We start from the raw sequence: 14,425 nt of genomic DNA, 5'->3' as shown, positions 1-14,425 counted from the left end.
TTGAGTGTGGTGGTGACCCGTTTCATGGGGACTATTGTATGTACTATTTCTGTTGCTGAATAAATTCAGCCTGTGCGCTTATATCCCCCGGTTAGAAACCGGGGGCTTTACGCTGCTTTTCGTAAACCCGTTCTGAACCGGTTTTGCGCAAATAAATCACCACCTGCCGCACCGATAGCTCAGGGTGTTTCCGGTAGAGGCGCAGGCGGTAGTCAGCCATTCGAAAGGGGATCCCTGGGTCGGGGTTAGTTTGAAACTCAAGATGCAAGATTTGTTGTTGCAACCCCAGGAGAATTAAAGAATCCACCCGAATCGGCTCCTCCAAGAGCTCGGTTGGCTGCAGTTGCACGGGGACAGAGACCTCCCCCAGCAACCATTGCACAAATTGCTCCGGGAATCGCTCCACCAAATACTTGCAGACGTTGTCATAGGCCATGTCCTGTCAAGGTTACCGTCCGCCAACAGTGATCGAGTCCACTTTAATGTGGGGCTGCCCGACGGTGACGTAGATGCTGCCACTAACCGAACCGCAGAACCCAGCTGCCAAGCTGAGGTCTTTAGAGCACATGGAGATTTTGGTCAGGATGTCTTTGGCTTCCCCGATCAAGGTGGCGCCCTTTAGAGGTTTGGTGAGTTTGCCGTTCTCGATCAAATAGGCTTCTTCCACACCGAAGTTGAACTGCCCGGTCGGCCCGACGCTACCGCCCCCCATGCGTTTGCAGTAGATGCCTTTGTCGATGGAGGCAAACAGATCCTCCAACTCGGCATCCCCAGGAGCAATGTAGGTATTGCGCATGCGGCTAGCCGCAGCAAAGGTATAGTTCTGGCGGCGACCACTGCCAGTACGGGGATGACCCGTGCGCATCGCTCCAGCCCGATCCGAGAGGAAATTTTTCAAAATACCCTTCTCAATTAACAGCGTCCGTTGCACCGGCATCCCTTCGTCATCCACATCCAAGCTGCCAAAGGCACCCCCGGACATGCCCTCATCCCAGGCGGTTAGGTTCTTGTGGGCGATCTTCTGGCCTTTTTTGTCGGCAAAGGGGGTGGTTTTGCGTTCAATCTGGGTGGTTTCCAGCAAATGACCACAGGCTTCGTGGAAGATCACCCCACCGAAAGCATTGGCCATCACAATCGGATAAGTACCGGATTCCACATAGTCGGCATAGAGCATCTGCCCGGCTGCTTCCGCCAGTTCTTCGCTGTCAGCTTGGGCATTCCAGAGGCGCAAAAAAGCGGGATCCCCGGTGCTACCGGATCGCTTGCTGATGGAAGAACGATGGGATCCATCGGCACAGAGCAAGGTGGATCCCACCGATTGGGTGAGGCGGATATCGCGGACAAAGGTGCCATCGCTACAAGCCACCATGATCTCCTGCCAATCGCGGAAGTAAGTGGAGCGGCGAGACTGGACATGTTGGGCTTGGCGGCGTAGATGCTCGTTGGCCCCGAGCAAAATCTCTCCCATTTCGGCAATGGAGCTACACTCTGGCAACCAGCCATCTTTTTGGCGGTAGTCTGCGTAGTCCTGTAGCATCTGCAAGTTAACGGCAGAGACCAGCGCTGTGGGACTGGGGGGAGTCAGGCCCATCAGCAATAAGCCTTTCTCCAGAGCTGCTTTTAACCCGGTAAAGGACAGATCGTTGGTGCTGACGTAGCAATCCGCTTGGCCCCGAAACACCCGTACCCCTGCTCCGGTGGAAAGTCGTGGGGTAATGCTGGTGATGGCATCGTCTTCGGCCAAACAACTGATGTAATTGCCCCGCTCCAGGAAAATCTCCACCAAATCCGCTCCGGCGGCTCGCCCCCAACCCAACAGGGTCGAGAGGGGATCCCGCCAATCCTGGTCAAAGCGCTGCGGGGTATGGCGGTAATTCAGAGAGGGCAGTTCTTTGGACAATAACAGCATAGTGGGCCTGAAGTGAGGAGAAAGGCACAAGCATTGGGCCAGTCGCGTCGTCCGCGTAAGCGTTGTGTAGACCGTAGGTCGTTCCAGGGCACCCTGACAGAAAGAGGCAACCGGGATCCCTTGCTCTCATCAGTTTAACAAGATGTAAAGGATCCCCGGTTGGAATGGCTAAAGGGGTGTTCTGACCGCACTTCAGAGGGGATCCGCTTAGCCACAAAAACAAATCGGGATCCTCAGATCACGCTGCAGGGAAGCCAGTATGATATTGCAGATCCACCACCCGACCAAGGAACGCATGGGATCCCCATTTCAGAAGGTTGAAGGCGCTGTCACTGCCCCACAGGGGTTTCGAGCTGCTGGTGTGGCTGCCGGATTAAAGCCCTCAGGAGCGCCGGATCTGGCCTTGATGGTTTCCGAGTGTGATGCAGTTGGAGCAGGAGTTTTTACCACCAACCAGGTCAAGGCCGCCTGTGTCATTTACGGACAAGGGATCCTCGCCCAACAGCAGCCGGTACGGGCCATTCTCTGCAATGCCGGACAAGCCAATGCCTGCACCGGAGAAGAAGGAGAACGCAACAACGCCCAACTGGCCAACTGGGTCGGGGAACAGTTGGGGATCCCGGCTGCACAGGTGCTCACCGCTTCCACTGGGGTAATTGGGCGGCAACTGGATATGCCGAAAATCCAAGCGGCACTCCCCCAACTGGTGCAAAGCCTCTCGACGGAGGGTGGAGAACAGGCTGCCCGCGCCATCATCACCACCGATTTGGTCACCAAAAGCATTGCCCTAGAGACTGAGATCCTGGGACATCCCGTCCGGGTGGGCGGAATCAGCAAGGGATCCGGCATGATCCATCCCAACCTGGCAACCATGCTGGCTTTTCTCACCTGTGATGCTGCTGTGGAGCCGCACTTGTGGCAGCAGATCCTCCACAAGGCCGCTGACCTGAGCTTTAACCAAATCACCGTGGATGGGGATACCAGCACCAACGATATGCTTCTGGCCCTAGCCAACGGCAAAAGCGGGATCCCCACCATTCAACCGGATACGGAAGCTGCCCAAATTTTGGCGGAAATGGTGAACACCGCTTGTATTCATCTGGCCAAGGCCATTGCCCGCGATGGAGAAGGGGCAACCAAATTGCTGGAAATTCAGGTGCGGGGGGCGGTAGAGGATGCGGATGCTCGGCACATCGCCCGCGTGATCGCCAGTTCCCCGTTGGTGAAATCGGCTGCGTTTGGCAATGACCCCAACTGGGGCCGGGTTGCTGCGGCTGCCGGTCGGGCCGGGATCCCCTTTGATAGTCGTCGGTTGGACATTCGCCTGGGGGATTTCCTGCTCATGCAGGCGGGAATGCCCTTGGCTTTTGATCGCCAAGCCGCCTCAGAGTATCTGAAAGGGGATCCCGTCACCTTCACTGTCGATCTGCACCAGGGATCCGGCCAGGGCACTGCTTGGGGCTGCGATCTCAGCTACGACTACGTGCGCATCAACGCCGAATACACCACCTAAACTTCGGCAGTTCCTCCTGACGCTGAATGGGCCAACTCACTGTAGGATTGAGGCAAACTCAATACAAAACCTCTAGGGTTCCGGTTCTTGTTCCCGAACGTCTGGTCCAAGAGAGGGATCCGGCGGCTCATGGGTAGCCTCCGGGCACACGGAGGGATAAAAGCCCGGGAGAGCTAGCATCACAAAGCGGCCTTCCGGGTTTGTTGTTTGGCAAAAGGGATCCGATCGATTATGACCAGCGAATCAAACGCGAATAATGGCTTTTCCAGCGAGGCCGAAGCCGCTCTGGCCAAAGAGGCAGGACTTTCTCTATCCGGGTGGCAACAGGAAGTCAGCCGGGGCTTAGAGTTTGGGCTAGAAGCCGCAGCCAGCATCGGCGACCGCTCCATTCCCACCTTCTCCCGCGGAGAATTGCCCCACTACGCGGGCATCAACACCTTCCTCAAGGCCCCTTACCTGGAAGATGTGCGCAAAGTCGGCGAATACGATGTGGCTGTGGTGGGGGTTCCCCACGATTCCGGCACCACCTATCGACCGGGCACCCGTTTTGGCCCCCAAGGGATCCGCCGCATTTCTGCCCTCTACACTCCCTATAACTTCGAGTTTGGCGTGGATTTGCGGGAGCAGATCACCCTTTGTGATGTCGGCGATATTTTTACGATCCCGGCCAACAACGAAAAATCCTTCGACCAAATCTCCAAAGGGATAGCCCATATTTTCGGCTCCGGCGCCTTCCCGATCATCCTCGGCGGCGATCACTCGATTGGCTTCCCGACGGTACGAGGGATCTGTCGGCATTTGGGGGATAAAAAAGTCGGCATCATCCACTTTGACCGCCATGTGGATACCCAGGAGACCGATCTGGATGAGCGCATGCACACCTGCCCTTGGTTTCACGCCACCAACATCCGCAATGCCCCCGCCCACAACTTGGTGCAACTGGGGATCGGCGGCTGGCAAGTGCCCCGGCAGGGGGTGAAGGTGTGCCGCGAGCGAGCCACCCATATCCTCACCGTGACGGATATCACCGAGATGGGCTTGGATGCGGCGGCCGATTTTGCCCTCGAAAAAGCCCTGGATGGCACCGATTGTGTCTACATCAGCTTCGATATTGACTGTATTGATGCGGGCTTTGTACCCGGGACGGGTTGGCCGGAACCGGGGGGGCTATTGCCCCGAGAAGCTCTGTACCTGCTCAAGCGCATTGTGCGGGAGGCACCTGTGTGTGGTCTGGAAGTGGTGGAAGTGTCCCCCCCCTACGATATCAGCGATATCACGGCCCTGATGGCCACCCGAGTTATTTGCGATACACTGGCCCATTTGGTGGTCTCTGGACAACTGCCCCGTCGGGAAAAACCCGCCTATATTCACCCCGAAGCAGAACCGGAGATGGCAGGAGACTGGAGGTGAAGGGTGCATGAAACGGATATGACGCGGGCCTTGATCCAAACCCTACAGGACTGGTGGCAAAGCCAACCAGAACGACCTCGGATCACCCATGTCCACTTGATCGTTGGGCGGTTCACCTGTGTGGAGCCGGTCAGCCTGGAGTTGGCCTATGCGGTCCAGACTCAGGCAACTTTCCTCGAGGGATCCCAACTGGTCATCCGAGAAACCCCGCTGATCGCCTACTGTGATGCCTGCCAAAAAGACTACGAACCGGAAATCGGACAACGGTATGCCTGTCCCACCTGTGGATCCCCGATGGAGGAGATCCGCTCAGGCCGGGAACTCAAAATTGACCGGATTGAGTGCCTATCAGATGTTAGGGAGAGTGCGGTCTAGGCCAAGCGAAAACTAAACCCCAGCAGGGCAGCAACCCCAATGCTCAGGATCAACAGCAAGCCAGCGGGTATAAAACTTTGGGTTTTGCGGTAGCGAATGCCAAACACAATCGCCAGCAGAACTGCCGTTGCCAAGCCCAGCCCCAGGCCCCAGCGGGGATCCGACCTCAGCAGCCAGTAGCTCACCCCACTCAGCAGGGATCCCACCAAGCCCCCCATCAGCGACTTAGGACTTTTGGCCTTGGCATAGCCGATGACTCCGCCCACCAAAAGCAGAACCCCGTAGATCAGCAAGGTGATTTGTGCGGTCACCATGATTGCAGAACTCCGCTCAATTCCGGTCTAGTCCAGGACGATATCACGGATCAACGGCAAACGGATGCTGATGTAACGATTCAGAATAGAAGTGTCTACAAGGCTGAGAGCATGTTGCTTCTGACAGGCGTTCAAGAGCAAATGCACCAGATCATCGTCGCGTTGTGTGAGCCATTCTGGCCTGCCGATTTCGCCGACCAAAGACCAAAACTGGCGTACCATTTCAGGAGTCATGGCATCCATCTTGTAAAGAGTAGGGTCTGGACTGCTCGAAAGTGGTCTAGGCCACAGCTCTGATTCTAGAAAAGAGACACCATGAAAACTGAGAATATTTCAGCTCTGTCACAACTTAGGATAAGACGTCATGCTTGCCCATAAACCTCAGCAAGAGCCTATTATCCTTAGTTCAGAGGGCTTTTTGGGAAGAGATCCAGAGACTTTTAACACTGAATATTAAAAAATAATGATTATCGTCAAAGCCTTGACATCACTCGACATCAACAGCAAAAGGTTTGTAAACCCACTCGCAGATCCCTTCAAGAGAGATGGAGAACCTTTGCGACTTTGGGTGCTAGCGCAGTGTGTACTGCAACAGGTAGGCGCCTTGCTCCCCCGCTTCGTAGGTATTGGCCCGTAGGGTGTAGGTACCTGTACGGGGCAGAAAAGCGATCATCAAGGCATGGGTGCCGCCACCTTGGTCATCATCCCAAGCCATGACTTCCCCGTCGGGATCCAGTAGCTGCAAAAAGGCATCGAAATCCGAGCTGCTCATGGAGGCGATCAGAATTTGTCCGGCCCGTGCGGCAATGGGATATTCCTCCATCCAGCTGCCATCGTCGGGGTGCTGTAGGGATCCCGGCTGCAAACGACCGGAGTGACTTTCTTGCCAATCCAGTTGGGTGAGGGTGTAGGTGAGCTGGTAGTCGCCGGTGGATTCTGGCTCAAAGCTGGTGGCCCGTAGGGTATAGGATCCCCCCTCCAGCAAACGCACTGCCAGCAGGGCATTCACATCCAAGCCGGAGTCATCATCAAAGGCGATCACCTGCCCTTGGCTGTTCACCACTTCCAGGTAGGCATCAAAAGCCTCACTTTCCATGGACGCGATCAAAATTTGCCCCGGCTGCGCCGTAATCGAGATCTCATCCAAAAAGCTGCCATCGTGGGGATGGATCTGATCCCCAGAGCCAAGGGTTCCCGTTACGGTTTGGCTGTCTCTCCACAAGGCAGAACGGGTCAAGGAGGATCCCACCTGAGAGCCACTCTCTCGTACCCAATTCAGCAAACCACAGCTGCTGGCCAACCCCAAGGCCACCACACTCAGGGCCAAACGGGATCCCCAACGGCGGGGAAATACAAAAAGACGATGCAAGCTCGACATCGAAAAGGCTCCCCTATAGATAGTGGAACTGAGGGACTAGGGCCGCAGCTCAGCACGATTCTACTCGGTTGTGGGCCTTGTGACTGTAGCTTATAGAAAGGCTTCAGGGTGAGCAGCGATTGAGATTTGGTCAAAAACGCGAAGTCTCGGATACGGGATGGAGAAGCCCACCCTCTACGCCTTACAGCGTGAAGGTCGGGAATATGTTACAGGGAGGCCCATTCGGTCAAAACCGCCTCCAAAGCCAAACGCCCATGGCAGAGGTGGGTCCCCCCCTGCAAATAGACGGTGTAGGGATCCCGCATCGGTCCATCCGCAGATAGCTCAGCACTGCTGCCGGCGATAAAGGTGCCCGCCGCCATTACCACGGGATCCCCATAACCGGGCATCACCTCGGGAATGGGGGTCAGATAAGCTTCAATAGGAGAACTTTTCTGGATAGCACGGCAAAAGGCTTGCAGTCGCTCTGGGGATCCCAGCTGAATGGCTTGAATGGTATCGGTGCGAGGCGACTGAGGTAACGGAGAAACGGGGTATCCCAAGTCCTGAAACACCTGTGCAGCTAGATGGGCGATCTTGACGGCTTCAGCCACCATCTGCGGGGCCAAAAACAAACCCTGGAACAGCAATCGATTCAAATCCAAGGTCGCCCCCCCCTCAGAACCAATGCCTGGAGCCGTTAACCGACAGGCGGCCCGTTCCACCCATTCTGCTCGCCCAGCCACATACCCTCCTGCTGGAACAATCGTGCCACCCGGGTTCTTGATCAGGGATCCGGCCATTAAATCGGCGCCTACATGGGTGGGTTCTTGGGTTTCCACAAATTCGCCGTAACAGTTATCGACAAAAACCACCACCTCCGGGTTTTGCCTTTTGACAATTTGGATCATCTCGGCGATTTGGGCAATAGAGAAACTGGGTCGCCAATCGTAGCCACAGGAGCGCTGGATATGCACCAAGCGGGTTTGAGGTTTGAGGGCTGTTTTCAGGCTCTGCCAATCGACGGATCCCTCCACCAAGTCCAACTGGCGATACGTGATGCCAAAGTCCCGTAGGGATCCCTGCCCTGAGCCGCGCAAGCCGATCACTTCTTCGAGGGTGTCGTAGGGGGGGCCGGTAATGGCCAGCAGCTCATCCCCCGGACGCAACACCCCAAACAAGGCACAGGCAATGGCATGGGTGCCGGACACCATCTGCAGACGCACCGCCGCCGCCTCACAGCCCATAATCTGGGCAAATACTCGATCCAACACCTGCCGCCCCAAGTCATCGTGCCCATAGCCAGAAACCCCGGCAAAATGATGGGATCCCACCTGCTGGTCTCGAAAAGCCCCCAAGACTCGTGCCAAATTCTGCCGCAAGGTGGCTTCAATCGCCCGGAAGCGCTCCTGCAGGGCTGCTTCTGCCTTGTCCAACTGTTCTAACGGGTTCAATCGGATCCCTCCTCGAAAAAGTAACGACTGGCTCAGCCCACCCAAACAAAGCCAGTTTTTGAAGGTACCATTTTGGCCAACCGAAAGCCGGCCAAAAACAGACTTGCCAGACTTCCCGAAGCCAGGGATAATATCCTCCAAATCAGCCTTTCTCGCAATCGATAAAAACCTTAATTTAAGTCAACATCGCTTTATATTGTTAGCAGAAACGACCTCCGCGTTGAGCAAGAAGACATTGTATAATACTGTCAAGGCCTTGGGAGAGTCGAAAGGGGGATTGGGAGATGAAGATCTAAAAAGATCTAAAGAGCAGCACGTATAAATTAGTTGTATAACTTTCGCGGCTGACACAGTTAATCACTTCAACTAATCACTTAATCACTTCAACAACAATCACTTAAACAAAGATAGTATTTAGATAGCATTTAGCAGAGCCATTCTGTCTATATTTTGATGCTAATTTATATAGTCTTTACGCATGCAGATTCTTTTGAGGCAGAGGCCCGCAGCCCTTCAAAATCTCATAAAAGTTAAGACAGCCTAAAGTTATGCTTAACCTCAGCTAGGGATCCCTGAAAGCGATGTTAATTTAGATTTAACCCAAGAAGTTAGCGTCCCCACGAAGGCCGATCTTCTCATTATACAACCCTACTTTTCACGAGTTGCTGAAGCTGAAATAGCTCGTGAGGGGGAGTTGTCCTTAAAGAACCCGAGGGATCCCTTGACCAGGTTGGGCGCTAGCTCAGGTGTACACCGATATGACTGGGAGAGTCCCCATGACTAAACTTGTGATCCAAGGGAAAAACGTCGATATCACCGACTCCATCCGGAGCTATGTTCAAGAAAAAATCGACCGTGCCGTTAGCCATTTTGCCCAGATCACCAGTGAAGTTGATGTCAACTTATCTGTAGCCCGCAACCCCCGCATCAGTGCCAGCCAATCTGCCGAAGTCACCCTTTACGCCAATGGCACCATCATCCGGGCGGAAGAAAGCAGCGAAAACCTTTACGCCAGCATCGACCGCGTAGCCGACAAGCTGGCCCGCAAGTTGCGCAAGTACAAAGAGCGCAATGGTGTGCATCGCACCCGCCATGCCCCCAAAACCTCTGTGGTGGTGGCCCAACAGCCGGTTTCTGCCCCCGTCAACACCGAGCGGCAACCGGAACTGCCCGCAGAAGTGGTGCGCACCAAATACTTCGCTATGCCTCCCATGACCGTTCAGGAAGCTCTGCATCAGTTGGAGTTGGTGGATCACGATTTCTACGTTTTCCGCAATAGCGAGAATGACGAGATCAACGTCATCTATGTGCGTAACCACGGTGGCTTTGGCCTGATTCGCCCCCACCGTTAACGATGCCCGGCGAACCCGCTTTTCTCCGGTCTAGCGGTGCATTCTACCTGCTGCTGCAACTCACCGATTCTGCCCTACCGATAGGCGCCTATTCCCACTCTTGGGGGCTGGAAACTGCCGTTCAAGCGGGGCACCTGCGGGATCGGGCTGGGGTGCGGCAGTACCTCTTGGGGGTTTTGCAGCTGAGCTTGGCCCCTGGGGAAGGGAAAGCCTGTGGGTTGGCCTATTTGCAGTCACAGAAGGGATCCGCCGCTGAGTTGAGGGACTTGCAGGCACAACTGAACGCCACTCGCTGGGCGACTGAACCCCGACAGGCCAGCTTGGATCTGGGCAAGCGCTTGGCCCAACTGGCAGAACGCACCTGGGGGATCCGACCTCCCACCCATGCAGGAGAAGGGTTGCACCATTGTTTGGTGTTCGGCTGGGTTTGCGCCGCAGCGGGCATTGGCTTGGAGGAGGCCTTGCGGGCCTATCTGTTTTCTGCTCTAGCGGGGTGGGTCTCGGCAGCGGTGCGTTTGGTTCCTTTGGGCCATAGTGACGGGCAAGCCCTGTTGGCCAGCCTATACGAACCGATTGAGCAGGTGTTGCAGCGGGAGATTTTGCCGAACCTAAACCCTGAGTTGGGATCCCAGTTGAGCAGCTTTGCTCCTTTACAGGAGCGAGATTGTCAGGCTCACCAACAGTTGTATTCCCGTTTGTTTCAATCTTGAGGCTCAACCTTGAGGGGAAAGCCCGGGATCCCTCAGGACGAGAGGCATTGGCGTTCGTGAAACATGCCGTTCGCACCTTCTGGACGAATGGGATCCTAACCCCGTCTTCCAGACCTGCTTATGTTGGGATAGGGGATGCCAGACAGGGATCCCACTTCCTCATGGATGGAGATTCAGAGCAATGGCCTTCAGCCGTTGCAGGCGCAGCGCCGTCAAAATATCAGTAGGATCCAGCTTTAAAGTTTGCTCTAGGCCATCCACTAGGTGTTGAGCCGCCTCCTGCCGGGTGTATCCCCTGTACTGGGCACGGCGCAGAGCAAATTCATCCGCATCAAAATGGGCACTTTCGCGGTTCAGGTTTTGCCAGATCTGGCGAACCGAAAGTGCGGTAATGCCTCCCGCCAAAAGAGCCGAAAAAGGATGTTGTAACGAGAGCTCCGCCAGGGTGGTGATGCCGCCAATCAGGGCTAGGGATTGGTAAAACCCCGGCTGTAACCAGTTGCGATTGTCAAACCAGCCCACCTCCCGCAGAAACAGCAGATCCCGTTGCGGTTGAGGGATCCCTTGCCAGCGACGAAAATCAATCGCAACCGTGCCCTGAGGCTGCCAAGGGGCTTTGCGGCGGGAGAGCAACAGCGCATCCCCGCCAAAGTTGGGAACAATGCTGATCAGGGGTCGTAGAGAAGCCGGCAGCAGATCCCGTAATCGTTCGGTTTCTTCTTGTTCAAAGGACTTGAAGTCTGAGCGGCTGGTCATGGCCTCACCTGCCTGGGGAGATTCGATAGAAGATTCAAAAGGGGGATCCCCGAACACAGGAGTTCCAGCCCCCGTGATCTTGGGGCCAAACCTGTGCGAGGTTAGTCTACCGCATCCTCACACCGCCCGTGGAACTCTCTGAAAGGGCCGAGCCAGGTTGCGTAGACTGAGGAGGGAGAGTATGTAACCCCTTGAACCTGCCATAATGACAGTCCTCACCCAGCCGGATCGGATCCCTCCAAAGGACGCTAGCCCCCTCTACACCTATGCCTTTTTGCCGCAGCCGGATCCCGAGCTATTGCAGTTTATCCAGCAAACAGAAGGGATCCAACAGCCGGTACAGGTGGTTTCTCCTGTGGGCAGTCGCATTGCTGCTGCCGTGGAACCGATGCGGGATCCCGAGTCCCTGCAAGCGTCCGATGAAGTGTTGGTGCGCTCCGCCCTACGCCATGATCAGGTGATTTGTCGGCTATTTACCCAAATCCCGCTGTTGCCGCTGCGCTTTGGCACCTGTTTTCTCTCTGCGGAAAAATTGGGATCTCATCTCTTGGCCCGACAAGTGGAGTATGAACAAACCCTTGCTGCCATTGGGGGACGGGCCGAGTATTGCCTCAAGGGTAGGGTTCAACCTCAGCCGCAACCGGATCCACAGCCTTGCCTGAGTGGAACGGCCTATCTTTTGGCCCGCAAACAGGCTTACCTGCAGCAACAACAGGCACAAGCCCGTCAAGAACAGGAGTTGTCAGCACTGCAACAGCTTTGGCCCTCCACCTGGCCGATCCAAAGGGTGGATCCCCAGCCCGAAGAAGCTCTACGGCTTTATTTTTTACTCACACCTACTGAAAAACAGCAGGCCGACTCCATCAGTCAAACTTGGCTGGCTCAGCACCCCGATTGGCAACTGGACTGGAGCACGCCTTTACCGCCCTATCACTTTGTGGGGGCCTTCCCGGCTCCAGACCAGCTTAGGGATCCCTTGCGGTGAATGGACAGACGTTAGACAGAGTTCCAGATACAGTTTTTTTGACGCTACGAACGACGATAAACTGCTAAATAGGTGGGCTTAAGTAAACGTAGTCCTGAATTGCTAGAAGCCTTGCTGCACCATGGTTAGTACGCTGATTATTTGGGGCTGCCCACTAGCAGAAGGCACAGACCATCGGAGACAAAACATGGTTGCGACTCCAAGTTATTCACCCAAGTTGACACCCGTTGAATATTTGACTTGGGAAGAGCAACAATTGTGTCGCCATGAATATATCAGCCATGAATATATCAATGGCGAAGTCTACGCCATGAGCGGAGGAACTCAAAATCATAGCTGGGTTGTTTTAAAGTTTGCAGCTTTATTGGACAATCACTTATCGAATAGCAGTTGTTGGGTCTTTAACTCTGATTGCAAGGTGAATCTTGTGGGAACCCATGATTACACCTATCCCGATGCTAGTGTTAGCTGTGATCCTAGAGATAAAACTACACCACAATATATTACCCATCCTTGTTTAATCGTTGAGGTTTTGTCCGAGGGCGCAAAAGCTGATGACCGTGGCAACAAGTTTTTTCGCTATCGCCAGAACCCCCAATTACAGGATTACGTATTGGTCAGTTCGCATGAAATCGCAATCGATCTCTATCGCAAAGGCCGTGACGGACGGTGGGAGATCCTCAATTACCGAGCTGGGGACGTGGTGGAATTGCAATCGGTCGATCTGAGTTTCCCCATTGAGCAAGTTTATCGCGGGATCGACTTTTCGGAGGTGAATGTACCCCATGAGTGAGATAAACACTATTCCCGTCGTCTCTGTCTTCTGCTCGATTGATGGACGGCACCGTTTATCGTAGTAAGGGTGAGGGTATTCTTCAGGGTCAAACGAGCAACAGGCGAGGGGAGCGATTGTGGTCTATCGGGTTGGGCTACTGGGATTGGGCACCGTCGGTACGGGCGTGGTGCAAATTTTGCAGCGCCCAGGCCATCCCCTCTTACGGGCAGTGGATATCGGTGCGGTAGGGGTGCGCTCACTGGATAAACCTCGGGAAGTGCAAATTCCCCCTGAGCGTTTGACCACCGATCTGGAACGGATTGTGTCGGATCCCGAGATCGATATCGTGATCGAGCTGCTGGGGGGCCTTGAACCGGCTCGCAGCTTAATCCTCAAGGCCATCGACCATGGCAAACAGGTGATTACTGCCAACAAGGCCGTGATTGCCCGCTATGGGGCAGAGATCTTCCAAGCCGCGGCCCAAGCTAAGGTCTCGGTGCTCTTGGAAGCCGCTGTTGCTGGTGGGATCCCGATTCTGCAACCTTTACAACAATCGTTGCGGGCCAACCACCTGCAGGCGGTATGGGGCATCATCAACGGCACCACCAATTTCATCCTCAGCCAGATGACCCAGGAGGGGATCTCGTTTGAGGAAGCCCTAGCGATTGCCCAAGCCCGCGGCTACGCAGAAGCGGATCCCAGTGCCGATGTGGAGGGTTGGGATGCCGCTGATAAGATCGCCATTTTGGCCAGCCTTGCTTTTGGGTTGCCGGTAGAGCGGGAACACATCCCCTGCGAAGGAATCCGCGACATTAGCGCCACCGACATTCGCTACGCACGGGAATGGGGCTTCACCTTTAAGCTCTTGGCCATTGCCCAAAGTTCGCCGCGAGCGGCGAGTTCCGCCGGCCCCTCCCGGTTGGATATTCGCGTTCACCCCACCCTCCTGCCCTTGACCCATCCGTTGGCCAGCATCAACGGGGTGGACAATGCCGTCTTGGTACAAGGGGATCCCCTCGGGCAGGTGGTGTTGTCGGGGCCAGGGGCGGGGCGGGGGCCAACGGCCAGTGCGGTGGTCGGGGATCTGCTCACCCTGATCGCTCATCTGCAAACCGGCGCTCAAGTTCCCAACCCTTTGCTGGGGTTCCCTCCCTTGCTTCCCTTTTCCGCAGGGGGTGCGGAGCCACCGCAGTTACAAGTCGGGATCCCGTTGGCGGAATTGGAGGCAGAGTTTTATGTGCGGGTGTTGGCGCAGGATCAGCCGGGGGTGATCGGGGCGATTGGCACCTGTTTTGGTAACCATCGGGTTAGCCTGGAGAGCATCACCCAAAAGGAATGCCATCGGGAACAGGCAGAGATCGTCATCCTCACCCACACGGTGCGGGAGGCCGATTGTCAGCGGGCAATTGCCGAGATCCGTCAGCTGCCTCAAGTGGCAGGGATCCCTGGCCTGTTCCGGGTTTTACGCTGAGGGGCGGATGGAGAGCAGTGCCCTAGAGACTCTGGTCGCGGTTT

At 55.4% G+C, this 14,425-nt stretch carries 15 protein-coding genes and 1 riboswitch; of the genes, 8 read left to right on the top strand and 7 right to left on the bottom strand.

The window, feature by feature from the left end; all coding sequences use genetic code 11:
* Positions 1 to 91 precede the first annotated feature (91 nt).
* Positions 92 to 436: an RpnC/YadD family protein gene (locus tag JX360_RS06035; protein WP_244349745.1), complete on the bottom strand. Its 345-nt coding sequence runs from the start codon at positions 434 to 436 to the stop codon at positions 92 to 94.
* A gap of 12 nt (positions 437 to 448) precedes the next feature.
* A complete protein-coding gene (locus tag JX360_RS06030) occupies positions 449 to 1,909 on the bottom strand; it encodes a TldD/PmbA family protein (protein ID WP_244349744.1) in 1,461 nt (486 codons plus the stop codon).
* 295 nt (positions 1,910 to 2,204) lie between these two features.
* Between JX360_RS06030 and argJ the strand changes: the two genes are divergently transcribed.
* The 3 genes from argJ to hypA all read left to right on the top strand — a co-directional run bounded on the left by argJ (position 2,205) and on the right by hypA (position 5,207).
* Positions 2,205 to 3,422 carry a bifunctional glutamate N-acetyltransferase/amino-acid acetyltransferase ArgJ gene (argJ, locus tag JX360_RS06025; RefSeq protein ID WP_244349747.1) on the top strand — a complete coding sequence of 406 codons (1,218 nt, stop codon included), beginning with the start codon at positions 2,205 to 2,207 and terminating at the stop codon, positions 3,420 to 3,422.
* A gap of 61 nt (positions 3,423 to 3,483) precedes the next feature.
* Positions 3,484 to 3,595, top strand: a riboswitch (guanidine-I (ykkC/yxkD leader).
* Between the two features lie 58 nt (positions 3,596 to 3,653).
* On the top strand, positions 3,654 to 4,832 hold the full coding sequence (gene speB / locus JX360_RS06020; protein WP_244349743.1) for an agmatinase: 1,179 nt from the start codon (positions 3,654 to 3,656) through the stop codon (positions 4,830 to 4,832).
* A 3-nt stretch (positions 4,833 to 4,835) separates the two neighbouring features.
* Positions 4,836 to 5,207 carry a hydrogenase maturation nickel metallochaperone HypA gene (gene hypA / locus JX360_RS06015; protein ID WP_244349742.1) on the top strand — a complete coding sequence of 124 codons (372 nt, stop codon included), beginning with the start codon at positions 4,836 to 4,838 and terminating at the stop codon, positions 5,205 to 5,207.
* Here the strand turns inward: hypA and JX360_RS06010 are convergent.
* The 4 genes from JX360_RS06010 to JX360_RS05995 all read right to left on the bottom strand — a co-directional run bounded on the left by JX360_RS06010 (position 5,204) and on the right by JX360_RS05995 (position 8,332).
* Positions 5,204 to 5,521: a TMEM14 family protein gene (locus tag JX360_RS06010; RefSeq protein ID WP_244349741.1), complete on the bottom strand. Its 318-nt coding sequence runs from the start codon at positions 5,519 to 5,521 to the stop codon at positions 5,204 to 5,206. The genes hypA and JX360_RS06010 overlap by 4 nt on opposite strands.
* Positions 5,522 to 5,548: 27 nt before the next feature.
* On the bottom strand, positions 5,549 to 5,755 hold the full coding sequence (locus JX360_RS06005; protein ID WP_244349740.1) for a hypothetical protein: 207 nt from the start codon (positions 5,753 to 5,755) through the stop codon (positions 5,549 to 5,551).
* Between the two features lie 337 nt (positions 5,756 to 6,092).
* On the bottom strand, positions 6,093 to 6,899 hold the full coding sequence (locus tag JX360_RS06000) for a PPC domain-containing protein (protein ID WP_244349739.1): 807 nt from the start codon (positions 6,897 to 6,899) through the stop codon (positions 6,093 to 6,095).
* Between the two features lie 206 nt (positions 6,900 to 7,105).
* Positions 7,106 to 8,332 carry a methionine gamma-lyase family protein gene (locus tag JX360_RS05995; RefSeq protein WP_244349738.1) on the bottom strand — a complete coding sequence of 409 codons (1,227 nt, stop codon included), beginning with the start codon at positions 8,330 to 8,332 and terminating at the stop codon, positions 7,106 to 7,108.
* Between the two features lie 776 nt (positions 8,333 to 9,108).
* Between JX360_RS05995 and hpf the strand changes: the two genes are divergently transcribed.
* Positions 9,109 to 9,684, top strand: coding sequence for a ribosome hibernation-promoting factor, HPF/YfiA family (gene hpf, locus JX360_RS05990; protein ID WP_244349737.1), 576 nt, complete (start codon positions 9,109 to 9,111; stop codon positions 9,682 to 9,684).
* 2 nt (positions 9,685 to 9,686) lie between these two features.
* Positions 9,687 to 10,394 (top strand): urease accessory protein UreF, encoded by a 708-nt coding sequence (locus JX360_RS05985; protein ID WP_244349736.1) that lies wholly within the window; start codon positions 9,687 to 9,689, stop codon positions 10,392 to 10,394.
* A gap of 159 nt (positions 10,395 to 10,553) precedes the next feature.
* Here the strand turns inward: JX360_RS05985 and JX360_RS05980 are convergent, their stop codons facing one another.
* Complete coding sequence (locus tag JX360_RS05980; RefSeq protein ID WP_244349735.1) at positions 10,554 to 11,150, bottom strand: DUF3318 domain-containing protein; 597 nt, start codon at positions 11,148 to 11,150, stop codon at positions 10,554 to 10,556.
* Positions 11,151 to 11,355: 205 nt separating this feature from the next.
* On the opposite strand from JX360_RS05980, the gene JX360_RS05975 reads away from it, so the two are divergent.
* From JX360_RS05975 to JX360_RS05965, 3 genes are all read left to right on the top strand, one after another.
* Complete coding sequence (locus JX360_RS05975) at positions 11,356 to 12,135, top strand: GvpL/GvpF family gas vesicle protein (RefSeq protein WP_244349734.1); 780 nt, start codon at positions 11,356 to 11,358, stop codon at positions 12,133 to 12,135.
* A gap of 187 nt (positions 12,136 to 12,322) precedes the next feature.
* Positions 12,323 to 12,928, top strand: a complete 606-nt coding sequence (locus tag JX360_RS05970) for a Uma2 family endonuclease (RefSeq protein WP_244349733.1) — start codon at positions 12,323 to 12,325, stop codon at positions 12,926 to 12,928.
* 118 nt (positions 12,929 to 13,046) lie between these two features.
* Complete coding sequence (locus JX360_RS05965; RefSeq protein WP_244349732.1) at positions 13,047 to 14,381, top strand: homoserine dehydrogenase; 1,335 nt, start codon at positions 13,047 to 13,049, stop codon at positions 14,379 to 14,381.
* The last annotated feature ends 44 nt before the right edge of the window (positions 14,382 to 14,425 follow it).

Source organism: Thermostichus vulcanus str. 'Rupite', assembly GCF_022848905.1.
Classification (GTDB): Bacteria; Cyanobacteriota; Cyanobacteriia; order Thermostichales; family Thermostichaceae; genus Thermostichus; species Thermostichus vulcanus_A.
Note: the sequence above shows the minus strand (reverse complement) of the source record. Positions and strands in the feature narration are given on the sequence as shown.

Bases quoted from the DNA above. Each gene is read 5' to 3' on its own strand.
- argJ (WP_244349747.1), top strand. From the start codon at position 2,205: ATGGGATCCCCATTTCAGAAGGTTGAAGGCGCTGTCACTGCCCCACAG.
- JX360_RS05980 (WP_244349735.1), bottom strand. From the start codon at position 11,150: ATGACCAGCCGCTCAGACTTCAAGTCCTTTGAACAAGAAGAAACCGAA.
- JX360_RS06000 (WP_244349739.1), bottom strand. From the start codon at position 6,899: ATGTCGAGCTTGCATCGTCTTTTTGTATTTCCCCGCCGTTGGGGATCC.
- JX360_RS06010 (WP_244349741.1), bottom strand. From the start codon at position 5,521: ATGGTGACCGCACAAATCACCTTGCTGATCTACGGGGTTCTGCTTTTG.
- JX360_RS05985 (WP_244349736.1), top strand. From the start codon at position 9,687: ATGCCCGGCGAACCCGCTTTTCTCCGGTCTAGCGGTGCATTCTACCTG.
- JX360_RS05970 (WP_244349733.1), top strand. From the start codon at position 12,323: ATGGTTGCGACTCCAAGTTATTCACCCAAGTTGACACCCGTTGAATAT.
- JX360_RS06005 (WP_244349740.1), bottom strand. From the start codon at position 5,755: ATGACTCCTGAAATGGTACGCCAGTTTTGGTCTTTGGTCGGCGAAATC.
- JX360_RS06030 (WP_244349744.1), bottom strand. From the start codon at position 1,909: ATGCTGTTATTGTCCAAAGAACTGCCCTCTCTGAATTACCGCCATACC.
- JX360_RS05975 (WP_244349734.1), top strand. From the start codon at position 11,356: ATGACAGTCCTCACCCAGCCGGATCGGATCCCTCCAAAGGACGCTAGC.
- speB (WP_244349743.1), top strand. From the start codon at position 3,654: ATGACCAGCGAATCAAACGCGAATAATGGCTTTTCCAGCGAGGCCGAA.
- JX360_RS06035 (WP_244349745.1), bottom strand. From the start codon at position 436: ATGGCCTATGACAACGTCTGCAAGTATTTGGTGGAGCGATTCCCGGAG.
- hpf (WP_244349737.1), top strand. From the start codon at position 9,109: ATGACTAAACTTGTGATCCAAGGGAAAAACGTCGATATCACCGACTCC.